General features: G+C 68.2%; 19 protein-coding genes and 1 riboswitch. Of the genes, 12 read left to right on the top strand and 7 right to left on the bottom strand.

Translation table 11 applies throughout. The annotated features are described in order from the left end of the window. Window positions 1-27: 27 nt before the first annotated feature. Together BLT71_RS12135 and BLT71_RS12130 are read right to left on the bottom strand one after the other, a co-directional pair. Entirely contained in the window at window positions 28-1,524 is a 1,497-nt protein-coding gene (locus BLT71_RS12135; RefSeq protein ID WP_091720596.1) for a DUF4389 domain-containing protein, read from the bottom strand. An 80-nt stretch (window positions 1,525-1,604) separates the two neighbouring features. Next, window positions 1,605-2,471: a universal stress protein gene (locus BLT71_RS12130; protein ID WP_091720593.1), complete on the bottom strand. Its 867-nt coding sequence runs from the start codon at window positions 2,469-2,471 to the stop codon at window positions 1,605-1,607. A 255-nt stretch (window positions 2,472-2,726) separates the two neighbouring features. Between BLT71_RS12130 and BLT71_RS12125 the strand changes: the two genes are divergently transcribed. From BLT71_RS12125 to BLT71_RS12110, 4 genes are read left to right on the top strand one after another with little or no spacing between them, the layout of a single operon-like run. Next, the gene (locus tag BLT71_RS12125) at window positions 2,727-2,966 is read left to right on the top strand and encodes a hypothetical protein (RefSeq protein WP_231994286.1); all 240 of its coding nucleotides are present in this window, start codon (window positions 2,727-2,729) and stop codon (window positions 2,964-2,966) included. 36 nt (window positions 2,967-3,002) lie between these two features. Next, window positions 3,003-3,527, top strand: a complete 525-nt coding sequence (locus BLT71_RS12120; RefSeq protein WP_091720591.1) for a mycothiol transferase — start codon at window positions 3,003-3,005, stop codon at window positions 3,525-3,527. Further along, window positions 3,520-4,446, top strand: coding sequence for a ribonuclease Z (locus BLT71_RS12115; RefSeq protein WP_091720588.1), 927 nt, complete (start codon window positions 3,520-3,522; stop codon window positions 4,444-4,446). Before BLT71_RS12120 ends, BLT71_RS12115 begins: the two co-directional genes overlap by 8 nt. Continuing rightward, entirely contained in the window at window positions 4,443-5,918 is a 1,476-nt protein-coding gene (locus tag BLT71_RS12110; RefSeq protein WP_091720586.1) for a protein adenylyltransferase SelO, read from the top strand. The genes BLT71_RS12115 and BLT71_RS12110 overlap by 4 nt, the downstream gene beginning before the upstream one ends. 99 nt (window positions 5,919-6,017) lie before the next feature. On the opposite strand, the gene BLT71_RS12105 is transcribed toward BLT71_RS12110, so the two are convergent. Continuing rightward, on the bottom strand, window positions 6,018-6,863 hold the full coding sequence (locus BLT71_RS12105; protein ID WP_091720583.1) for a C40 family peptidase: 846 nt from the start codon (window positions 6,861-6,863) through the stop codon (window positions 6,018-6,020). Window positions 6,864-6,866: 3 nt separating this feature from the next. Then, window positions 6,867-7,039, bottom strand: a riboswitch (cyclic di-AMP (ydaO/yuaA leader). Window positions 7,040-7,224: 185 nt separating this feature from the next. Continuing rightward, window positions 7,225-8,193, bottom strand: a complete 969-nt coding sequence (locus BLT71_RS12100; RefSeq protein ID WP_091720580.1) for a hypothetical protein — start codon at window positions 8,191-8,193, stop codon at window positions 7,225-7,227. A gap of 100 nt (window positions 8,194-8,293) precedes the next feature. On the opposite strand from BLT71_RS12100, the gene BLT71_RS12095 reads away from it, so the two are divergent. From BLT71_RS12095 to BLT71_RS12080, 4 genes are read left to right on the top strand one after another with little or no spacing between them, the layout of a single operon-like run. Continuing rightward, window positions 8,294-9,628: an aggregation-promoting factor C-terminal-like domain-containing protein gene (locus BLT71_RS12095; protein ID WP_091720577.1), complete on the top strand. Its 1,335-nt coding sequence runs from the start codon at window positions 8,294-8,296 to the stop codon at window positions 9,626-9,628. Between the two features lie 20 nt (window positions 9,629-9,648). Beyond that, a complete protein-coding gene (locus BLT71_RS12090) occupies window positions 9,649-10,005 on the top strand; it encodes a TraR/DksA family transcriptional regulator (RefSeq protein WP_091720574.1) in 357 nt (118 codons plus the stop codon). Next, complete coding sequence (locus tag BLT71_RS12085) at window positions 10,002-10,532, top strand: DNA alkylation repair protein (protein WP_091720572.1); 531 nt, start codon at window positions 10,002-10,004, stop codon at window positions 10,530-10,532. Before BLT71_RS12090 ends, BLT71_RS12085 begins: the two co-directional genes overlap by 4 nt. 2 nt (window positions 10,533-10,534) lie before the next feature. Beyond that, window positions 10,535-10,975, top strand: a complete 441-nt coding sequence (locus tag BLT71_RS12080; RefSeq protein ID WP_091720569.1) for a DUF1810 domain-containing protein — start codon at window positions 10,535-10,537, stop codon at window positions 10,973-10,975. A gap of 3 nt (window positions 10,976-10,978) precedes the next feature. Here BLT71_RS12080 and BLT71_RS12075 read toward each other — a convergent pair whose 3' ends face one another. Both BLT71_RS12075 and BLT71_RS12070 read right to left on the bottom strand, forming a co-directional pair. Continuing rightward, window positions 10,979-11,872: a glucose 1-dehydrogenase gene (locus BLT71_RS12075; protein WP_091720567.1), complete on the bottom strand. Its 894-nt coding sequence runs from the start codon at window positions 11,870-11,872 to the stop codon at window positions 10,979-10,981. A 90-nt stretch (window positions 11,873-11,962) separates the two neighbouring features. Next, a complete protein-coding gene (locus BLT71_RS12070; protein WP_091720565.1) occupies window positions 11,963-12,469 on the bottom strand; it encodes a metallophosphoesterase family protein in 507 nt (168 codons plus the stop codon). Window positions 12,470-12,542: 73 nt separating this feature from the next. On the opposite strand from BLT71_RS12070, the gene BLT71_RS12065 reads away from it, so the two are divergent. Together BLT71_RS12065 and BLT71_RS12060 are read left to right on the top strand one after the other, a co-directional pair. Continuing rightward, the gene (locus BLT71_RS12065; RefSeq protein WP_015937249.1) at window positions 12,543-12,734 is read left to right on the top strand and encodes a DUF1918 domain-containing protein; all 192 of its coding nucleotides are present in this window, start codon (window positions 12,543-12,545) and stop codon (window positions 12,732-12,734) included. Between the two features lie 48 nt (window positions 12,735-12,782). Next, window positions 12,783-13,280 carry an NUDIX domain-containing protein gene (locus BLT71_RS12060; RefSeq protein WP_091720563.1) on the top strand — a complete coding sequence of 166 codons (498 nt, stop codon included), beginning with the start codon at window positions 12,783-12,785 and terminating at the stop codon, window positions 13,278-13,280. Here BLT71_RS12060 and BLT71_RS12055 read toward each other — a convergent pair. Next, window positions 13,277-13,954, bottom strand: a complete 678-nt coding sequence (locus BLT71_RS12055; protein ID WP_091720561.1) for an endonuclease/exonuclease/phosphatase family protein — start codon at window positions 13,952-13,954, stop codon at window positions 13,277-13,279. The genes BLT71_RS12060 and BLT71_RS12055 overlap by 4 nt on opposite strands. A gap of 159 nt (window positions 13,955-14,113) precedes the next feature. Here BLT71_RS12055 and BLT71_RS12050 point away from each other — a divergent pair, with 159 nt between their 5' ends. Both BLT71_RS12050 and BLT71_RS12045 read left to right on the top strand, forming a co-directional pair. Next, window positions 14,114-14,917 carry a thioesterase family protein gene (locus BLT71_RS12050; protein WP_091720559.1) on the top strand — a complete coding sequence of 268 codons (804 nt, stop codon included), beginning with the start codon at window positions 14,114-14,116 and terminating at the stop codon, window positions 14,915-14,917. 87 nt (window positions 14,918-15,004) lie between these two features. Continuing rightward, window positions 15,005-15,547, top strand: a complete 543-nt coding sequence (locus tag BLT71_RS12045) for a PadR family transcriptional regulator (RefSeq protein WP_091720556.1) — start codon at window positions 15,005-15,007, stop codon at window positions 15,545-15,547. Window positions 15,548-15,550 lie beyond the last annotated feature (3 nt).

Raw genomic sequence — 15,550 nt, 5'->3', positions numbered from 1 at the left:
CGTGTGTTGCCCTGCCCGGGCCGGCGGCTAGGGCTGGGGCGTTGTGCCTGTCCCGGGCACGGGTACTTCCTGCCGGGCGGGTTGGCCCGCCGGCGGCGGCGCTTCCCCGGGCCCCTGGTCGAGCCGGAAGGGAGGATATTCGTCCCGCATCAGCGCCGTGTAGGCCATGACGCGGTAAATCCAGCGGTTGATGCCCAGGATCAGGTCGAACAGCGGGCGCAGGTAGCGGCCGGTGAAGAGGAGCGCCACCAAGGCCACCAGTACCAGGATCCCCAGCAGCGAAATCCCGGTGGTGCGCTCATACGTGGTTCCCAGATCCGTGGTTTCCGCCCGCCACGTCCAGGCCGTGCCGGCGAGGGCAGCCACGATCAGCAGGTGTGGGATGGCCAGCAGCCACCACTTGACCAGCACCAGTCCCCGGGACAGCCGCTCCGGATAGTCCACGTCGAAGTCCGCCGGATAGTCGGTGTGCGCCAGGGTGAAAGGCGGATAGAGGTCCGTGCCGGCGGCGGCATAGGCGTAGAACGCTACCCTCCAGTTCCAGCGCATCACCCCGACGTTGAAGTTGAAGAGTGCCCTCGGGTAGCGGCCGGTGAAGAGGATCGCGAACCCGGCCACGATGGTGGTCACTGCGAAGGCAAACCACAGGAAGACCAGCACAACGAAGTGCGGAATCGCCAGGAACCACTTGACCAGCCACAGGCCCCTGGACAGACCGGGGTCCAGCTCACCGAAAAGCCGCGCCGGGTAGGGTGCCCGGTCCGCCAGTTCTGCCATGTTCTGCGTGGGCTGCTGAACCTGCACCGGAAGTCCCGGCGCACCCGGCGCACCCTGCCCCCGGGCCGGCGGGCCGGTATGGCGGCCCAGGCCCATGGCCCCAAAAACCAGCAGCGGAACACCGATCACCAAGGCAATGGCGCCGCCCACCAGCAGGCCCGTGGCGGCCGGCCGGATCAGTTCAGACCGGGCCCCGGCCTGCAGCGTTGCAGCCACGCCCTGGCTCGCATCGGCATTCATCAGGACAATCGACCAGTTGCCGGCCGCAAGGTCCCACGTGAGCTCCTGTTCGCCGGGGCCGGTTGCGGACGCAGCCCAGAACGTCTGCTGGGCGGGTGCGGCAGGGACGGCAGTTCCCGGTATGTCACGGTACTCGGCCCGGAACGGCTGCATCTCGACGTCGAGCAGTTCCGAATGGTAGACGCCGGACAGGTACTTCTCGACGTCGGACTGGGACGCGATTCCGATGAAGATGTCCTTGGCCGGGTCCACCGGGGCAGCCCGCAGCCGCAGGGTCCCCAGATCAAAGGGAAGGCGGGGCGGAGCGCCCTCGCCGATGGCATCGAGCCGGGGCGAGGTCAGCGCGTGGGATGCGACTGACAGCCGGGCCGTACCGGAGGTAAGGAAGCCGTCACCCTGCGCGGACCCCACCGCCATGGCTACGGCGCCACCGGCGAGCGCTGTGAGGCCCACCAGCGAAAGGAGGATCCCCAGGATGAGCATGATGATTGCTGCGGTTTTTCTCATGGTGTCGCCCCCGGAACTGATGGTGCGGACAATGTGGATGGCGGAATCCGGCCCCCTGCCTGGCCGGGTCCCGTTCCCGGTCAGGCCTTGTTCTTGCCGGCCTGGATCCGGGTGATGACAGTGGGGCAGGGAAGGTGCTTGAGCACCCCGTGGGCAGTGGAACCGAGCAGCAGCCGCTTGATGCCGCCGCGGCCGCGGCTTCCCACCACCAGCATCCTTGCTCCGCCTGCCGCGTGGACCAGCGCGTCAACGGGGTCCCGTTCGGTGTCCAGCACCCGGTGCACCAACAGGTCCGGGTAGTCCTCCTCGAGGCCCGCCACCGTCTCAGAGAGGACCACGCGTTCTTCTTCGGAGACCATCTCGGCCAGGCTGGCCGGGGCCAGCCCCGCATCCGTCACGGGGTCGGGCATCCTGACTGCATAGACAACGGTGAGCTCATCGCCCTCCCGGTCGGCCTCCGCAGCCGCAAAAGCGACTGCCTGCGTAGCCTCCCGGGAGCCGTCGACCCCCACCACCACGCCGGACCGTCCGGCAAGGTCCTGCGTCCCGACGACGGCCACCGGCACCTTGGCGGAGGCCGCGACCTGCAGGGCCCGGTCTGCCAGGGTTCCCCCCAGGTGTCCGGAGCCGGAACCGATCACCAGCATCGACGCCTTGCCCGAGTACTTCGCCAGCGACCCGCCCACGCTCCCGGTCAGGAGCCGTGTGGTGACCGTGGCCGGTGTTGCTCCCCGGACGCGCCCTGCCGCAATTTTCAGCAGTTGGTCGCCTGCCTCCTCCAGTACGCCGAACCAGGGGTAGGGCTCGGCCACCCAGCGGTCGTCCACGACGTGGAGGACGGCCAAAGGTGCCCCGGACTTTTCGGCCCGGTGCGCGGCCCACAGCACCGCCGCCTGGCTCTGCGCCGAGTCGTTGGTGGCAACGGCAATCGGTTTACGTGATGTCATGGCCGGCTTCCTGGTCTTTCGTGTGGAGTTGTGGGCGGACGCAGGAGGCGGTGGCCGCCCCCAGCCTGGCGCGGCGACAGCACGTCTCCTTGCCTACAAGAGTGGCCGCCGGAGTCCTGCCATCTGTAGGGCCGAAAGTCACGGCTATCGGAGGACAGTTCCCACCCGAAGGGGTGCTCAGTATGCTTACTATTGTCTGGCGGTACCGTTCTGCGCTGCATCAGACCGGGTGCAGCCCCAAGGAAAGGCGTGACTATGAGTGAACAGAACCTCCCGGAGGATGGCCTGGAAATCGTTGACGAAAATGACGTGCTGCTCGATGAAACACCGGGAAGCGCAGCGTCACAGGAGCTTGACCCCGTACACGGCGAACCGGACAGCTATCCCGGTGCGGCCGAAAACAATCCGGACCGCTGGCAGGAAGACCCGCTGCTCCAGGACGAAGCTGTCCCGGGGGAAGGCAGCGAATTCGACCCCAACGATCTTGAGCGTTAGCCACGGCCACCGGCGCTGGTGCTGAAAGGCGGGGACATGAAAAGCAATGAACTCCTGCAGGATGCCTTCGTGCGCATCAGCGATGCCGTGGCGGAGACGCTCAAGGGCCTCGATGAAGAAGCCCTGCACCATCGCCCGGCCGGCACCGGCAACCCCATCGCCTGGCTTCTCTGGCACCTGGCCCGGGTGGAGGACGCACAGGTTGCCTCCGCTGCAGGCCTGGAGCAGGTATGGACGCACGCGGGTTTCGCTGCCCGCTTCGGCCTCCCGCTGACGGACCGGGACACCGGCTACGGGCACACCAGCGGGCAGGTGGACTCTGTCCGCGCCACGGCAAGCCTGCTGGGGGACTGCTACGGCGCGGTCCACCGGCAGACCATGCAAGTCCTCGGTGAACTGGCAGACCAAGACCTTGACCGGACCGTGGACACCAACTGGGACCCTCCGGTGACCCTCGGAGTCCGGCTTGTCAGTACCCTCGCCGACTGCCTGCAGCACGTGGGCCAGGCAGCCTACGCGAAAGGCCTGGTGGCCGCACGTCACGGCAGCGGCCGTGCGTGAACTGGTGGTCCTGGGCACAGCATCGCAGGTACCCACCCGTACCCGGAACCACAACGGGTACCTGCTCCGCTGGGACGGGGAGGGGCTGCTCTTCGATCCCGGCGAAGGGACACAGCGCCAGATGATCCACGCCGGAGTTTCGGCAACGCAGGTCACCAGGATCTGCCTCACCCACGTCCACGGCGACCACTGCTTCGGGCTCCCCGGCGTCCTGTCCAGAATGGTGCTGGACGGCGTCAACCACCCGGTCCACCTGCACTACCCGGCCTCCGGGGATGCTGTGGTGCGGGCGCTGGTCTCTGTCAGCACGCCCGGCCTGGACCTGTGGCTCCATCCCCATGGCGCCGCCGGTGAGGTGGCGGAAGGCCTCCACATCCGGCCGCTCAAGCACCGGATAGAGACCTACGGGTACCGCCTCACCGAGCCCGAGGGCTTTACGTTCCTGCCCCACCGCCTCGCGGCAGCGGGCATCGCCGGGCCGGACGTCGGCCGCCTCCTGCGCGAAGGTACCCTTGCCGGCGTCGGACTCGCCGATGTCAGCGTTCCGCGCCCCGGGCAGCGTTTCGCGTTCGTCATGGACACCGCACCGTGCGACGGTGCCGAAGACCTTGCCGACGGCGCCGACCTCCTGGTCGCCGAGTCCACCTTCAGCGACGACGACGGCGGGCTGGCGGAGGAATACCGCCACCTCACCGCCGGGCAGGCTGGCGATTTGGCGGGACAGGGGAGCGCGCGGACGCTGGTGCTCACGCACTTCTCGTCCCGGTACGGCAACGACGTCACCTTCCTGGCCCGGCAGGCGTCCGCCCGCGCCAAGGGTGCCACTGTGATCGCCGCCGACGACCTCCAGCGCATCCGCCTTCCGAACCGCCGCGGGGGGCCTGCAACGGCCGCCGCGGGGATAGGGTTAAAACCATGACCGCTGCTGCAGAATCGACTGTCGCCCTGGGTGGCCGCTTCGCCCGCGAACTCAACGAGCTGGCGGTGCCCTGGGAGGCGGAGGAAGCCCCGGACCCCAAACTCCTGGTACTCAACGGACCGCTCGCCGCGGAACTGGGGCTCGACCCGGCGTACCTGGGCTCGGAAGAGGGAGCGCGGTTCCTGCTGGGCAACCACGTCCCGGAAGGTGCCACGCCTGTGGCCCAGGCCTACGCCGGGCACCAGTTCGGCGGCTACTCGCCCCTCCTCGGTGACGGCCGCGCGCTGCTGCTGGGTGAGCTGGAGGATGCCCGCGGACGGGTGAAGGACCTCCACCTGAAAGGCTCCGGCCGCACGCCATTTGCCCGCGCCGGTGACGGCCGTGCCGTCGTCGGGCCCATGCTCCGCGAATACGTGGTCAGCGAGGCCATGCACGCCCTCGGCATCCCCACCACCCGCTCCCTCGCCGTCGTGGCTACCGGACGGCAGGTGCGCCGGGATGACATGCTTCCCGGCGCCGTGCTGGCCCGGGTGGCCGGCAGCCACCTTCGGGTGGGCAGTTTCCAGTATGCGCGGGCCACGGAAAACACCGAGCTCCTGCGCCGGCTGGCGGACCATGCCATCAGCCGCCACTATCCGGACGCCGCGGCGGAGGAGAACCCCTACCTCGCCCTGTACCGGGCCGTGGTGGCTTCGCAGGCCTCGCTCGTGGCGCAGTGGATGCTGGTGGGGTTCGTCCACGGTGTGATGAATACAGACAACATGACCATCTCCGGCGAAACGATCGATTACGGCCCCTGTGCCTTTATGGACGCGTTCAACCCGGCCGCCGTGTACAGCTCCATCGACGTCGGCGGCCGGTATGCGTACGCCAACCAGCCGGTCATGGCCGAATGGAACCTGGCCCGCCTCGCCGAAGCCATGCTGCCGCTCATCGACGAAGACCAAAAGGCGGCGGTTCCGGTGGCCGTGGAGGCGCTGGGCGGGTTCCGGCGGTATTACAGTGCGGCGTGGTTTGGCGGCATGGCCACCAAGCTGGGCCTGGCTGCGGGGAAGCCGGATACGGCGGCAGCCGAGGAGGTCTCTGACCTGGTGGACGGCGTCACCGGCATCCTCAAGGACGGCCCGGTGGACTACACGCTCTTCTTCAGGAACCTGGCCAAGGCCGCCCGGGGTGACAGCCGGCCTGTCCGCGGGATGGTCATGGACCTGGCTGCGTACGATGCCTGGGCCGAACGCTGGCAGAAGCTGGGGCCGGATGCCGGGCTGATGGACCGCACCAATCCCGCGTACATTCCGCGGAACCACCTCGTCGAAGAGGCGCTGGCCGCGGCTACCGGCGGGGACCTGGATCCACTGCACGGGCTGCTGGAAGCGGTGACGGCGCCGTACAGCGAACGCCCCGGCATGGAGCGGTACGCCGAGGGCGCCCCGGAGGACTTCGGGACGTACATGACCTTCTGCGGCACCTGAGCCTGAGTTTGGTTACGCAGTAAAAAGGGCGGCAGCCGGGATGTCCCGGCTACCGCCCTTTTTGCAGCTCTATGCGCTGGAAGCTACCTGCCCAGCAGGCTATGCGACCCGTACGTAGGAGGCTGCACCAACCCAGCTGACGGAGTGCACCTGGGTCTGGCTGCCGTTGACGCCGCCGCTGACCATCTGGCCGTCACCGGCGTACACGCCGACGTGGCCGGCGGAGATGACGAGGTCACCGGGGGCGGGGGTGCCCACCACGGTGCCGTACTGGAAGAACTGGCCGGGAGCCAGGTCTCCGACGGACTTGCCGACGGCGCGCAGGGCCTTCTCCACCATGGCGGTGCAGTCCTGGGTGACGCCGACCTGGCCGTAAGCGTTGGCGAGGATGGCAGCGCCGGTGCCCGAGCCGGTGGCCGCAGGCGTTGCCGAGGCGTAGCCGAGGTTCATGCCGGTGTTGGCGGGAGCAGTGCTTGCGGTCTGGACCGGTGCCGCTGCCGGAGCAACGGCCGGAGCGGCCGGTGCTGCGTAGCCGGCGCCGGGAATGGCAATCTGGTCACCGGGGTAGATGATCGAGGAAACGTCGAGGCCGTTGGCTGCCAGGACGTCGTTCAGGCCAACCCCGTAGGCGGACGCAATGGCGCCGAGGGTGTCACCGGAAGCAACCGTGTGGACGTTGCCGGCAGCGGCTGCAGGGGCAGCGGCTACGGGCGCGGCAGGAGCCGAGTATGCCTGGACGTTAGTGGTTTCGGTGCTGTCCGGGCCGGTCACGCCTGCATGTGCCGGAGCTCCGACGCCGAACGCAATGCCCGATGCTGCGGCTACTGCGAGTGCCGGGCGTCCAAAGGTCCGGGCCTGGGCCTTGGCCGTCACGGCCAAACCCTGCAGCGCGATGGAGCCGGCCGGAGTAGCGCGGTGACGGGCGGTGGTGAAATTTTTTGACACGGTTGATCGCCTCTCCCATGCCTGCGGGGTGAGCTGTCGGGTTCGGGCTGGAGATACCCGGCCGGTAACGCACTTCGTCAGGGACGGAAGGCGATATCGACTTAACCCCAAGGCTTCGGTGAAGCCGCGGAAACTTGGTTCCCCCGTCCCTGCCAGCTGGAAAGCGATTGAATCCCGGTTCAGCGGCAGGGCTCGGCAAGCTGAGGGGAATGTCCCGCTTGGGAGGGACACGTGTATGACCATAACCCGACGTTCACCCGATTGTCACATTTGGATAACATACGAGGCGGACCTCTCGGATGAAGCCATCGGCCGGATGGCGGCCCGGAACGCCGCGGTGACCTCGGATGATGCCCGGTGCCTAGCCGGTCTGGCAGGCCTGCGTAACAAAGTCATAAAGTTGCGCACGCAACGGCCCGCCGGCGGCCACTTTCAGGACGCCTTCCCGGGTCCCGACCGTAACGGTGAGGGGCAGCAGGGTGCCCACTTTGTCTTCCGCCACGGCGTGCGGATCGCACCGGGCGGGGCGCACCCGCAGGGCCAGGGCAGTGCCGGTTTCCCCCGTCCGGACCGTCACGTTCCGCGGCCACGGCTCAGCCCCGGACTCGGGCCCGGCCTCCGCCAGCAGGGGAGTGCCGCCCACGCTGTGCAGCGTGAGGGGCGGAGTCCCTCCGGGGGCCGTCGGCTGGGGGCTGATGCGAAGGAGGACGACGGCGGTGCGGCCGTCCGCCGCCACCTCAAGGTGCGGGTCCAGGGCCAGTCCGGCCACCTTCGCGGCGTCGGCGGCCAGGCAAAGCTCGCTGTTGTTGCGCGGCAGCACGCCGAAGGGATCCGGCGCCGGAAGGCTAAGGGCTGCCGGCTGCTGTCCGGCTGCAGCGAAGGAAACCGTGGCGCTGGCCTGCGGCGATGCCGTTGCCAGGTCGGCGCAGGCGGGGGGTGGAAGCTGTGCGGGCACGCTTTTGGGCTGGTGCGGCGGAAGCTCCAGGCTGCCAGCTTGTGGGGTCCACGCGATGTCCCCGTTGAACAGCGGGGAAGTGACGCGCGCCAGGTCCACTGTGAGGAGAACGTCCGTGGTGTTGGTGAGCTGGAGCAGGATGGCGTGCTGCCCGTACTGGTCGCGGGACTGGTTTACCTCGATGGTGACCGGTCCGGGGGCGGCGGCAGCGGGGGACGCTGCAGGGGTGGGCGGCTGCGGGCTGCAGGCTGATACCGCCAGTACTGCCGCGGTCAGGAATGGCAGCACGCGGTCGCCGGTTTCCGGTCTTGCTGTCCGTGCGGAGGCGGGGCCGCGGCGGATTGCTGTGGTGCGTGGTGTGCTGGCGCCGGCCATGGGCACAGTCTAGGGCTGTGGCGCGGCTTCCGTCTCTGCTGGATAACAATCCACAGCTGTAAACCCTCAACCTGTGGTTGAGCCCGTAGGCTACGGGACTATGTCCCAGTTCGTTACCAAACTGAAGTCCGCGGTGCTCGGCGGACTTCTGGTGTTTACCCTGCTGGGCGCGGCCCTGGTTCCGGCGTCGGCCGCGGACCTCCCGCCGGAGGGATACCCCTCCTGGGAAGACGTCCGGCAGGCCAGGGAGTCTGAAGCGGGAACAGCGGCCGGGATCACCCGGATCGGCAGCCTCCTCGCCGGTTTGCAGGCGGATGCAGAAACGCTTGGCGGCGCGGCCGTGACGGCTGCAGCGGAGTACGCCACTGCCGAAGCGGCACTCACCGCAGCCAACAGCCGGGTCGAAGCCCTGGCGGCGCAGTCCGCAGCAGCCAACGGGGAACTGCAGCAGCACCGCAGGGAGATCGGCGCCCTTGCCGTGCAGTCGTACAAGATGGGTTCAACCACGGCCGGATTCTTCATGGCCCTGGACGCCCTTGAGTCCGGCAGCGTCCACGGACTCAACATGGTGGAGCTGGTGGGCGCGAAGACGGCCGGCCTGGTGGACCGCGCGGCGTCCGCCGCGAAGGTGGCATCGTCCCTGGGTGAACAGGAGAAAGCTGCACGCTCCGAACGGGAAAACCTGGCCAAGGAGGCCGGGACCAGGCTTGCCGGGGCCAGATCGGCGCAGGACGCCGTAGCCCGCCACATCAGTGAAGAGCAGCAGCACGGCGGTGAACTCACTGCACAGCTGGCCTCACTCAAGGGAATAACCGCGGCCGTTGAGGGGGAGTTCCGGCAGGGCCAGGCCGCCCTCGCCGCTTATGAAGCCTCGCAGGCAGCCAAGCGGGCCGCCGCCCGGGAACAGGCCCAACGGGACTCGGACCGGGCAGCGAAAACCGCAGCAGACGCCCGCGTGGAGGTACCACCGCCCGCGGCCGCGGCGCCGCCGGGAGTTGCCGGTCCCGCGCCGGCGAACCCGGATCCGGTGAAGCCCGCTCCGGCGAACCCGGCCCCGGCGCCCCCGCCGCCGGCCCAGCCGGTGCCGCCGCCCGTCGTCGTACCCTCCGTTCCCGGTGGTGCCGTCAACGATCCTGCCGGAGCGAAGAGCTACGCCGCCGGACGCCTGGGCGCCTACGGCTGGGGCCAGGATCAGTTCCTGTGCCTGGCGCAGCTGTGGACCAAGGAGTCGAACTGGCAGACCACGGCCACCAACCCCTACTCGGGCGCCTACGGGATCCCCCAGGCCCTGCCGCCCGGGAAGTACGCGAGCGCCGGCAGTGACTGGCTGACCAGCTACCGGACCCAGGTTGAGTGGGGTCTGGGATACATCCGCGACAGGTACGGCTCGCCCTGCGGAGCCTGGAGCCACTCGATGGCGAACAACTGGTACTGACGCAGGACTAGGCTTTTCCCATGGCTGACTACGAACGCTTCCGGCTGCTGCTCGAAGAGGAGCGGCAGCTGAAACTGGCCCTGCTGCCGGCGTTGCGGGCGGACATCGCCGCCGCCAACTCCGCCCGCCAGGGAGCCAACGTGGATGACGAACACGATCCCGAGGGTGCCACCATCGCCTTCGAGCTGTCCCAGGCCTCGGCGCTGCTGAACCAGAGCTCGGCCGGCCTGGACCAGGTGGAAGCGGCCCTGGCCCGGATCGCCGCCGGAACGTATGGCAGCTGCGCCGTATGCGGCCGGCCCATCGCCGAAGGCAGGCTTGAGGCCCGGCCGTGGACGCCGTACTGCATCGACCACGCAGCCGCAGGGCGCTCGTGAGCACCGGTCCGGACGCCGTCGCCGAGGCGGCCGGTTTCATCGACCGCACGCTGCAGAACGAGGGCGCCTGGTACCGCGCGGACGACGTCGGCAGCAGGTTTGGCGGCACCCTCGGCTCCTACGGTTCCTCAGTGGGCGCCGTGCGCGGGACCATCCGCGACGCCCTCCGCAAGTTCAAGGAGCTGGACCACGATGCCGTGGTCCGGCTTGCCTCGGAACTGTGGGGCCAGCCGAAACCGGGCGCCCGGCCGGTCTTCGAACGCCGCCAGGCCGCGGTGGTGCTGCTCCAGTCGCGGGTGGCCCTGCTGCGGCACTCGGATCTGACCCGCGTTGAGGGATTCCTCCGCTCCGCGCATGCACCCGAACTTGCCGATCCGCTCGTCACCGACGTTCTGCGGCCGCTCCTGGAGAGGCTGGAGCACCGCAACCGGCAACGCGCTGAAACCGTGCTGGCCCGATGGGGTGCCGACCCGGACGCCCACCTGCGGGCGGCAGCAGCAACACTGTCCCACCACAAAGGAGAATGACTATGGACGATCCCTTTAATCTCGAGCGTTTCGTTGCGGCCCAAAACGGCGGAACGTATGACCAGGCGCTGGCCGAGCTCCAGCTCGGGAACAAGACAGGCCACTGGATGTGGTTCATCTTCCCCCAGATCGCAGGCCTGGGGCAGAGCGCAACATCCCGCAAATACGCCATTGCCTCCCTGGCGGAAGCGCGGGCCTACCTGGAACATGACGTGCTGGGCCCGCGCCTGCTTGAGTCCGCGCAGGCACTGACCCACCACGCCGGGCGCTCCGCAGAGGACATCCTGGGTGGCATCGACGCCCGCAAGCTGCAGTCGTCCATGACCCTGTTCCTCCGCGCCGCGCCCGGCGAAACGGTATTCAAGACGGTCCTCGCCCAGTTCTTCGACGGCCAGCCGGACGGGTCCACCGACTCGCTGCTTGCCGACCAGGACGCGGAATAGCCGCTACGGCGTGGGGCTGCCGCCGTTGACGTTCAGGGTCTCGCCCACCACGTAGCTGGATTCCGGTGACGCAAGGAACACGTACGCCGGCGCCAGTTCGGCCGGCTGCCCGGCACGGCCCAGGGGAGTGGACTGGCCGAACTCCGGCAGTTCTTCCTTGGGCTGTCCGCTGCTTACCTGCAGCGGCGTCCAGATGGGACCCGGCGCCACGGCGTTGACCCTGATGCCCTTGGGCGCCAGCTGCTGGGCCAGGCCCTTGGTGAAGTTGTTGATGCTGGCCTTGGTGGTGGCGTAGTCCACCAGCGTGGGCGAGGGGTTGTACGCCTGGATGGACGTGGTATTGATAATGGTCGAACCGGCCGGCATGTGCGCCAGGGCCGCTTTGGTCAGCCAGAACATGGCGTAGACGTTGGTTTTTACCGTGTGGTCGAACTGTTCGTCGGTGATGTCCGCCAGGTCCTCCTGGGCCACCTGCTTGCCGGCGTTGTTCACCAGAATGTCCACACTGCCCAGGACGGCCACGGCGGTTTCCACCACTTCGCGGCAGACTGCAGGATCCTTGAGGTCGCCCGGCACTTTGATGGCCTTGCGCCCGGCCGCCTCGATGATCCCCGCGATCCTGGCCGCGTCCTCTTCCTCCTGCGGCAGGTAGGACAAAACTACGTCGGCACCCTCCCGGGCGAAGGCGATGGCTGTTGCCGCCCCGATGCCGGAATCGGCGCCGGTAACGATCGCCTTGCGGCCTTCGAGTCGCCCCGTGCCGCGGTAGGTCTCCTCGCCGAGGTCGGCCTTGGGAGCCAGTTCGGCGTCCAGGCCGGGTTCAGGCTGGTGCTGCTTGGGAGGGGAGATGTGCTCGTAGGCGGTGACCGGATCGCGGAATGTGTACTGGTCTGTCATGGTTTCCTCCTGCTGGTACGGCTGGATTCTCGAAGCTAAGCATGCTTACGTTTCCAGCCTAGGCACCCGGGGGCCGGCTGCCAAGCCGGGCTACCGCCGCTGTACCTCCACCAGGTGCACCCCGGCGAGCCGGCCGCCGCTAACCACGGCCGTCATGTACGTGCACGCGGGCTGCCGCCGGCGGTCCGTGGGGGATCCCGGGTTCAGCAGCCGCAGGCCCCGCGGCGACGTGGTGTCCCACGGGATGTGGCTGTGACCGAAAACCAGGACATCCGCGTCCGGATAGAGCGCCTCGCAGTGCAGTTCACGGCCCTTCGCCTGGCCGGTCTCGTGCACCATCGCAAAACGGACGCCGTCCAGGGTGACGGCTGCCGTTTCGGGCAGCCGGGCGCGGAGATCCGCGCCGTCGTTGTTGCCATAGACACCCACCAGTTGCCTCGCGCGCTGCTCCAATTCATCAAGCAGCGAGGCGTCCACCCAGTCTCCGGCGTGGAAGACCACGTCAGCACGTTCGACGGCGGACCACACCTGGGCGGGCAGTTCCCGGGCGCGCTTGGGGACGTGGGTATCGGCGATCAGGAGGATGTTCAGCGGCATGGGGAAATCCTGCCACGGGGACCTGTCCGGGCCCGCCCCGGAGTCGTAATCTGGGGGCTTGGAGGTGAGTGCCATGGAGGCTGCACAGGGCGACCGCATCATTGTGCACGGAAGGACTGTGGGTGCAACGGACCGTCACGGCGTGATCCTGGAAGTCCGGGGCGAAGGCGGCGCGCCGCCGTATGTGGTCCGCTTCGACGACGGCCACGAAACCGTCATGTACCCCGGCGGTGATTTCGCCGTCGACCACGGACACGCCAACTGACCCTCCGCCGGCCGCCCTCCGGCGCAGCGGACCTGTCAGACTGGGACGATGGACCACGCTTCCGTCGCCGCATCGTCGATTCCGCCTGTCCGCACCGGCCCCCGCAACCCGGGCGATGCCTGGGTGGAAGGGGACCGCGGCCGCTTCTGGGGCCGGTTCGGCGCCGCCGGCGTCCTGGCCTGGGACCCGGCCAGGGGTGTACTGCTGCAGCACCGCGCCGTCTGGAGCCACAACGGGGGAACCTGGGGGTTGCCGGGCGGCGCCCTGCACGAAGGGGAGGACGCGGTGTCCGGGGCGCTCCGCGAAGCCCACGAGGAGGCTGCCGTCCCCGCCGGGCACGTGGACGTGCTGTTCACGTCGGTCCTGGACCTGGGCTACTGGTCCTACACCACGGTGGTGGTCAAGGTCCGCGAGCCTTTCGAGCCCGTGATCAGCGACCCCGAAAGCATCGAACTGCTGTGGGTGCCGCTGCCCGAGGTGGCGGACAAGGAGCTGCATCCCGGATTCGGCGCCGCGTGGCCCGGCCTCCGGGAACGGCTGGCCTAGTAGTCCTTGCCGTATTCGGCGTGGACCAGGATGGGCAGATGGTCCGACTTGCCCCGGGGCAGCGTTTCGACGCTGGTGATGTCCAGTCCCAGGGACGTGGCGAAATCGAAGTGGCCCTTGAAGACCTTGTAGCGGGTGTAGGTGCGCCGGTTGCTGAGGGACAGGGCGTAGCCGGAATTCTTCATGTGCAGATGCAGGTTCTTGGTGAAGAACGGGTAGTTGAAGTCGCCCACCATCAGCGTCATCAGGCCCTTGCCCATGCTCAGCAATTCGGCGTGGGCGGCGTGGATCTGCTTGCGCCGCAATGAATTCGACGCTGTGAGCGGGGCGGCGTGGAAGGACCCGATGACCAGTTCGTGCTGCGTTTCGTTGTCCATCACACGGGTTCCGATCAGCCGCTCATGAGCCGGCGCCAATACCCGGTCATGCATCGATTTCTGCAGCGCAAAGGACTGGGTATCCAGGGCCGTGAAGCGGCTGGTCCGGTAATAGATCGCCAGGCCCAGCCGGTTCCCCTTGGTGGCGTCCGCCAGATGGAGCGGGCCCAGGGTTTCCGGCAGGTCCGCCGCATCAACTTCCTGCAGGCACAGCGCATCGATGTCATGATTCCGGGCGAGGGCAAGCAGTTCGCCGCTCGCTGCGTGCTTGCGGAGGTTGTAGCTGATGACGCGCATGAAACACCTCTTCCGAGGGTTGCTGACAGGACCAGTTCCTGAGTCTAGTCCGCGGCCGGACCCTGCGCTCAAACATTTCGCCGCGACCCGCTGGCCACCATTCTGCGGCGTCCGGATAGAGTTAGTGGCAATTCACTGGGATTTCCTGAAAGGCCACTGTTGACTGACGAACTCCCCGAACTGGCCGAAGGCAGCGCCTACTACCAGGCCCTTGGCGGCGGACATTTCCGCTCCACCATCCACGCCCAGGGCGCCTGGAACACGCACGAGCAGCACATGGCACCGGCCTCCGGCCTGCTGGCGGATGCCCTGGAGCGGCTCCAACCGCGGCCCGGGATGCGGATGGCGCGGCTGAGCTACGAGATCCTGGGCCTGATTCCCGGCGGGGAATTCCACATCGAGGCCACTGTGCTGCGGCCCGGCAGGACCATCGAGCTGCTCCAGGCTGAACTTGTGGCCCAGGGCAGGACTGCCATCCGGGCCACCGCCTGGCGGATGGTCACCAGCGACACCTCAGCGGTTGCCGCCATTGAAGACACCGCCATCCCCGGCCCGGAAGACTGCAAGCCCTACGACGGGTCCGCCATCTGGCCCGGCGGCTACATCCGGTCCCTGGAGATGCGGGTGGCGGAAGGACACCGTCCCGGCGCGGGGAAGGTCTGGCTTCGCACGGCGCATCCGCTGACCGACCGTGAAGACAGCGGAGACCTTGCCCGCCTCATGGGGCTGGTGGACACCGCCAACGGCATTGCCGCACGGGTTCCGCCGGGACCGGACAGCTACGCCTTCCCCAACCTGGACCTGCAGATCCACATGTACCGCCGGCCCGAGGGGGAGTGGCTGGGCCTGGACAACGCCGTATCGTTCGGCCGCGACGGCATCGGCCTGACATCAACGGTCCTGCACGACCTGCAGGGCCCGTTCGGCAGGGCTGAACAGATCCTCACCCTGCGCCAAACCTAGGCGCCGGACCCATGGCTGCCACGCCCTTCCAGACGTATCGTTAACTGTGTCGTTGTATATCGTTCACGATCTCCAGAGGAGACCCTTATGCGTGGCTCAAACCCGGGATATGGATTCGGCAGCAACAACATCGATGGCCTCTGGCAGGCCATCGAGGACTTCCGTTCCCGCTTCGAAAAGCCGGAAGGCACCAGGGCCGGCAAAGGCGAGGTGCGGGCGGCGGTCCTTGCCCTGCTGGCGGAGCGCCCCATGCATGGCTACCAGATCATCCGCGAGATCGAGGAGCGCAGCGGCGGCAGCTGGAAGCCCAGCGCCGGTTCTGTCTACCCCACCCTGCAGTTGCTCGCTGATGAGGGTGTGATCCGGGCCGAGGAATCCAACGGCCGGAAGATCTACTCCCTGACCGAAGCCGGCCGGGACGAGGCTGCCGGCAGCGCCGCATCAAATCCCTGGGCCGGGGCGGGCCCGCAATCCACCACCGGATTCGCTGCCCTTCCCAAGGCAGGCGTCGAGCTGGCCCAGGCCGCCGCGCAGGTGGGGCGGACCGGCACCCCGGAGCAGGTGAAGCAGGCCGTGGCAGTGCTGGACGAGGCACGCCGACGGCTGTACTCGATCCTCGCCCAGGACTGACGG

Source organism: Pseudarthrobacter equi (assembly GCF_900105535.1).
GTDB lineage: Bacteria > Actinomycetota > Actinomycetes > Actinomycetales > Micrococcaceae > Arthrobacter > Arthrobacter equi.
The sequence above is the reverse complement of the archived record's forward strand: the minus strand, read 5'-3'. Positions and strand labels throughout refer to the sequence as shown.

Coding starts and splice junctions, on each gene's coding strand:
- BLT71_RS12135 (WP_091720596.1), bottom strand. CDS start 1,524: ATGAGAAAAACCGCAGCAATCATCATGCTCATCCTGGGGATCCTCCTT.
- BLT71_RS12130 (WP_091720593.1), bottom strand. CDS start 2,471: ATGACATCACGTAAACCGATTGCCGTTGCCACCAACGACTCGGCGCAG.
- BLT71_RS12125 (WP_231994286.1), top strand. CDS start 2,727: ATGAGTGAACAGAACCTCCCGGAGGATGGCCTGGAAATCGTTGACGAA.
- BLT71_RS12120 (WP_091720591.1), top strand. CDS start 3,003: ATGAAAAGCAATGAACTCCTGCAGGATGCCTTCGTGCGCATCAGCGAT.
- BLT71_RS12110 (WP_091720586.1), top strand. CDS start 4,443: ATGACCGCTGCTGCAGAATCGACTGTCGCCCTGGGTGGCCGCTTCGCC.
- BLT71_RS12100 (WP_091720580.1), bottom strand. CDS start 8,193: ATGGCCGGCGCCAGCACACCACGCACCACAGCAATCCGCCGCGGCCCC.
- BLT71_RS12095 (WP_091720577.1), top strand. CDS start 8,294: ATGTCCCAGTTCGTTACCAAACTGAAGTCCGCGGTGCTCGGCGGACTT.
- BLT71_RS12090 (WP_091720574.1), top strand. CDS start 9,649: ATGGCTGACTACGAACGCTTCCGGCTGCTGCTCGAAGAGGAGCGGCAG.
- BLT71_RS12080 (WP_091720569.1), top strand. CDS start 10,535: ATGGACGATCCCTTTAATCTCGAGCGTTTCGTTGCGGCCCAAAACGGC.
- BLT71_RS12075 (WP_091720567.1), bottom strand. CDS start 11,872: ATGACAGACCAGTACACATTCCGCGATCCGGTCACCGCCTACGAGCAC.
- BLT71_RS12070 (WP_091720565.1), bottom strand. CDS start 12,469: ATGCCGCTGAACATCCTCCTGATCGCCGATACCCACGTCCCCAAGCGC.
- BLT71_RS12065 (WP_015937249.1), top strand. CDS start 12,543: ATGGAGGCTGCACAGGGCGACCGCATCATTGTGCACGGAAGGACTGTG.
- BLT71_RS12060 (WP_091720563.1), top strand. CDS start 12,783: ATGGACCACGCTTCCGTCGCCGCATCGTCGATTCCGCCTGTCCGCACC.
- BLT71_RS12055 (WP_091720561.1), bottom strand. CDS start 13,954: ATGCGCGTCATCAGCTACAACCTCCGCAAGCACGCAGCGAGCGGCGAA.
- BLT71_RS12045 (WP_091720556.1), top strand. CDS start 15,005: ATGCGTGGCTCAAACCCGGGATATGGATTCGGCAGCAACAACATCGAT.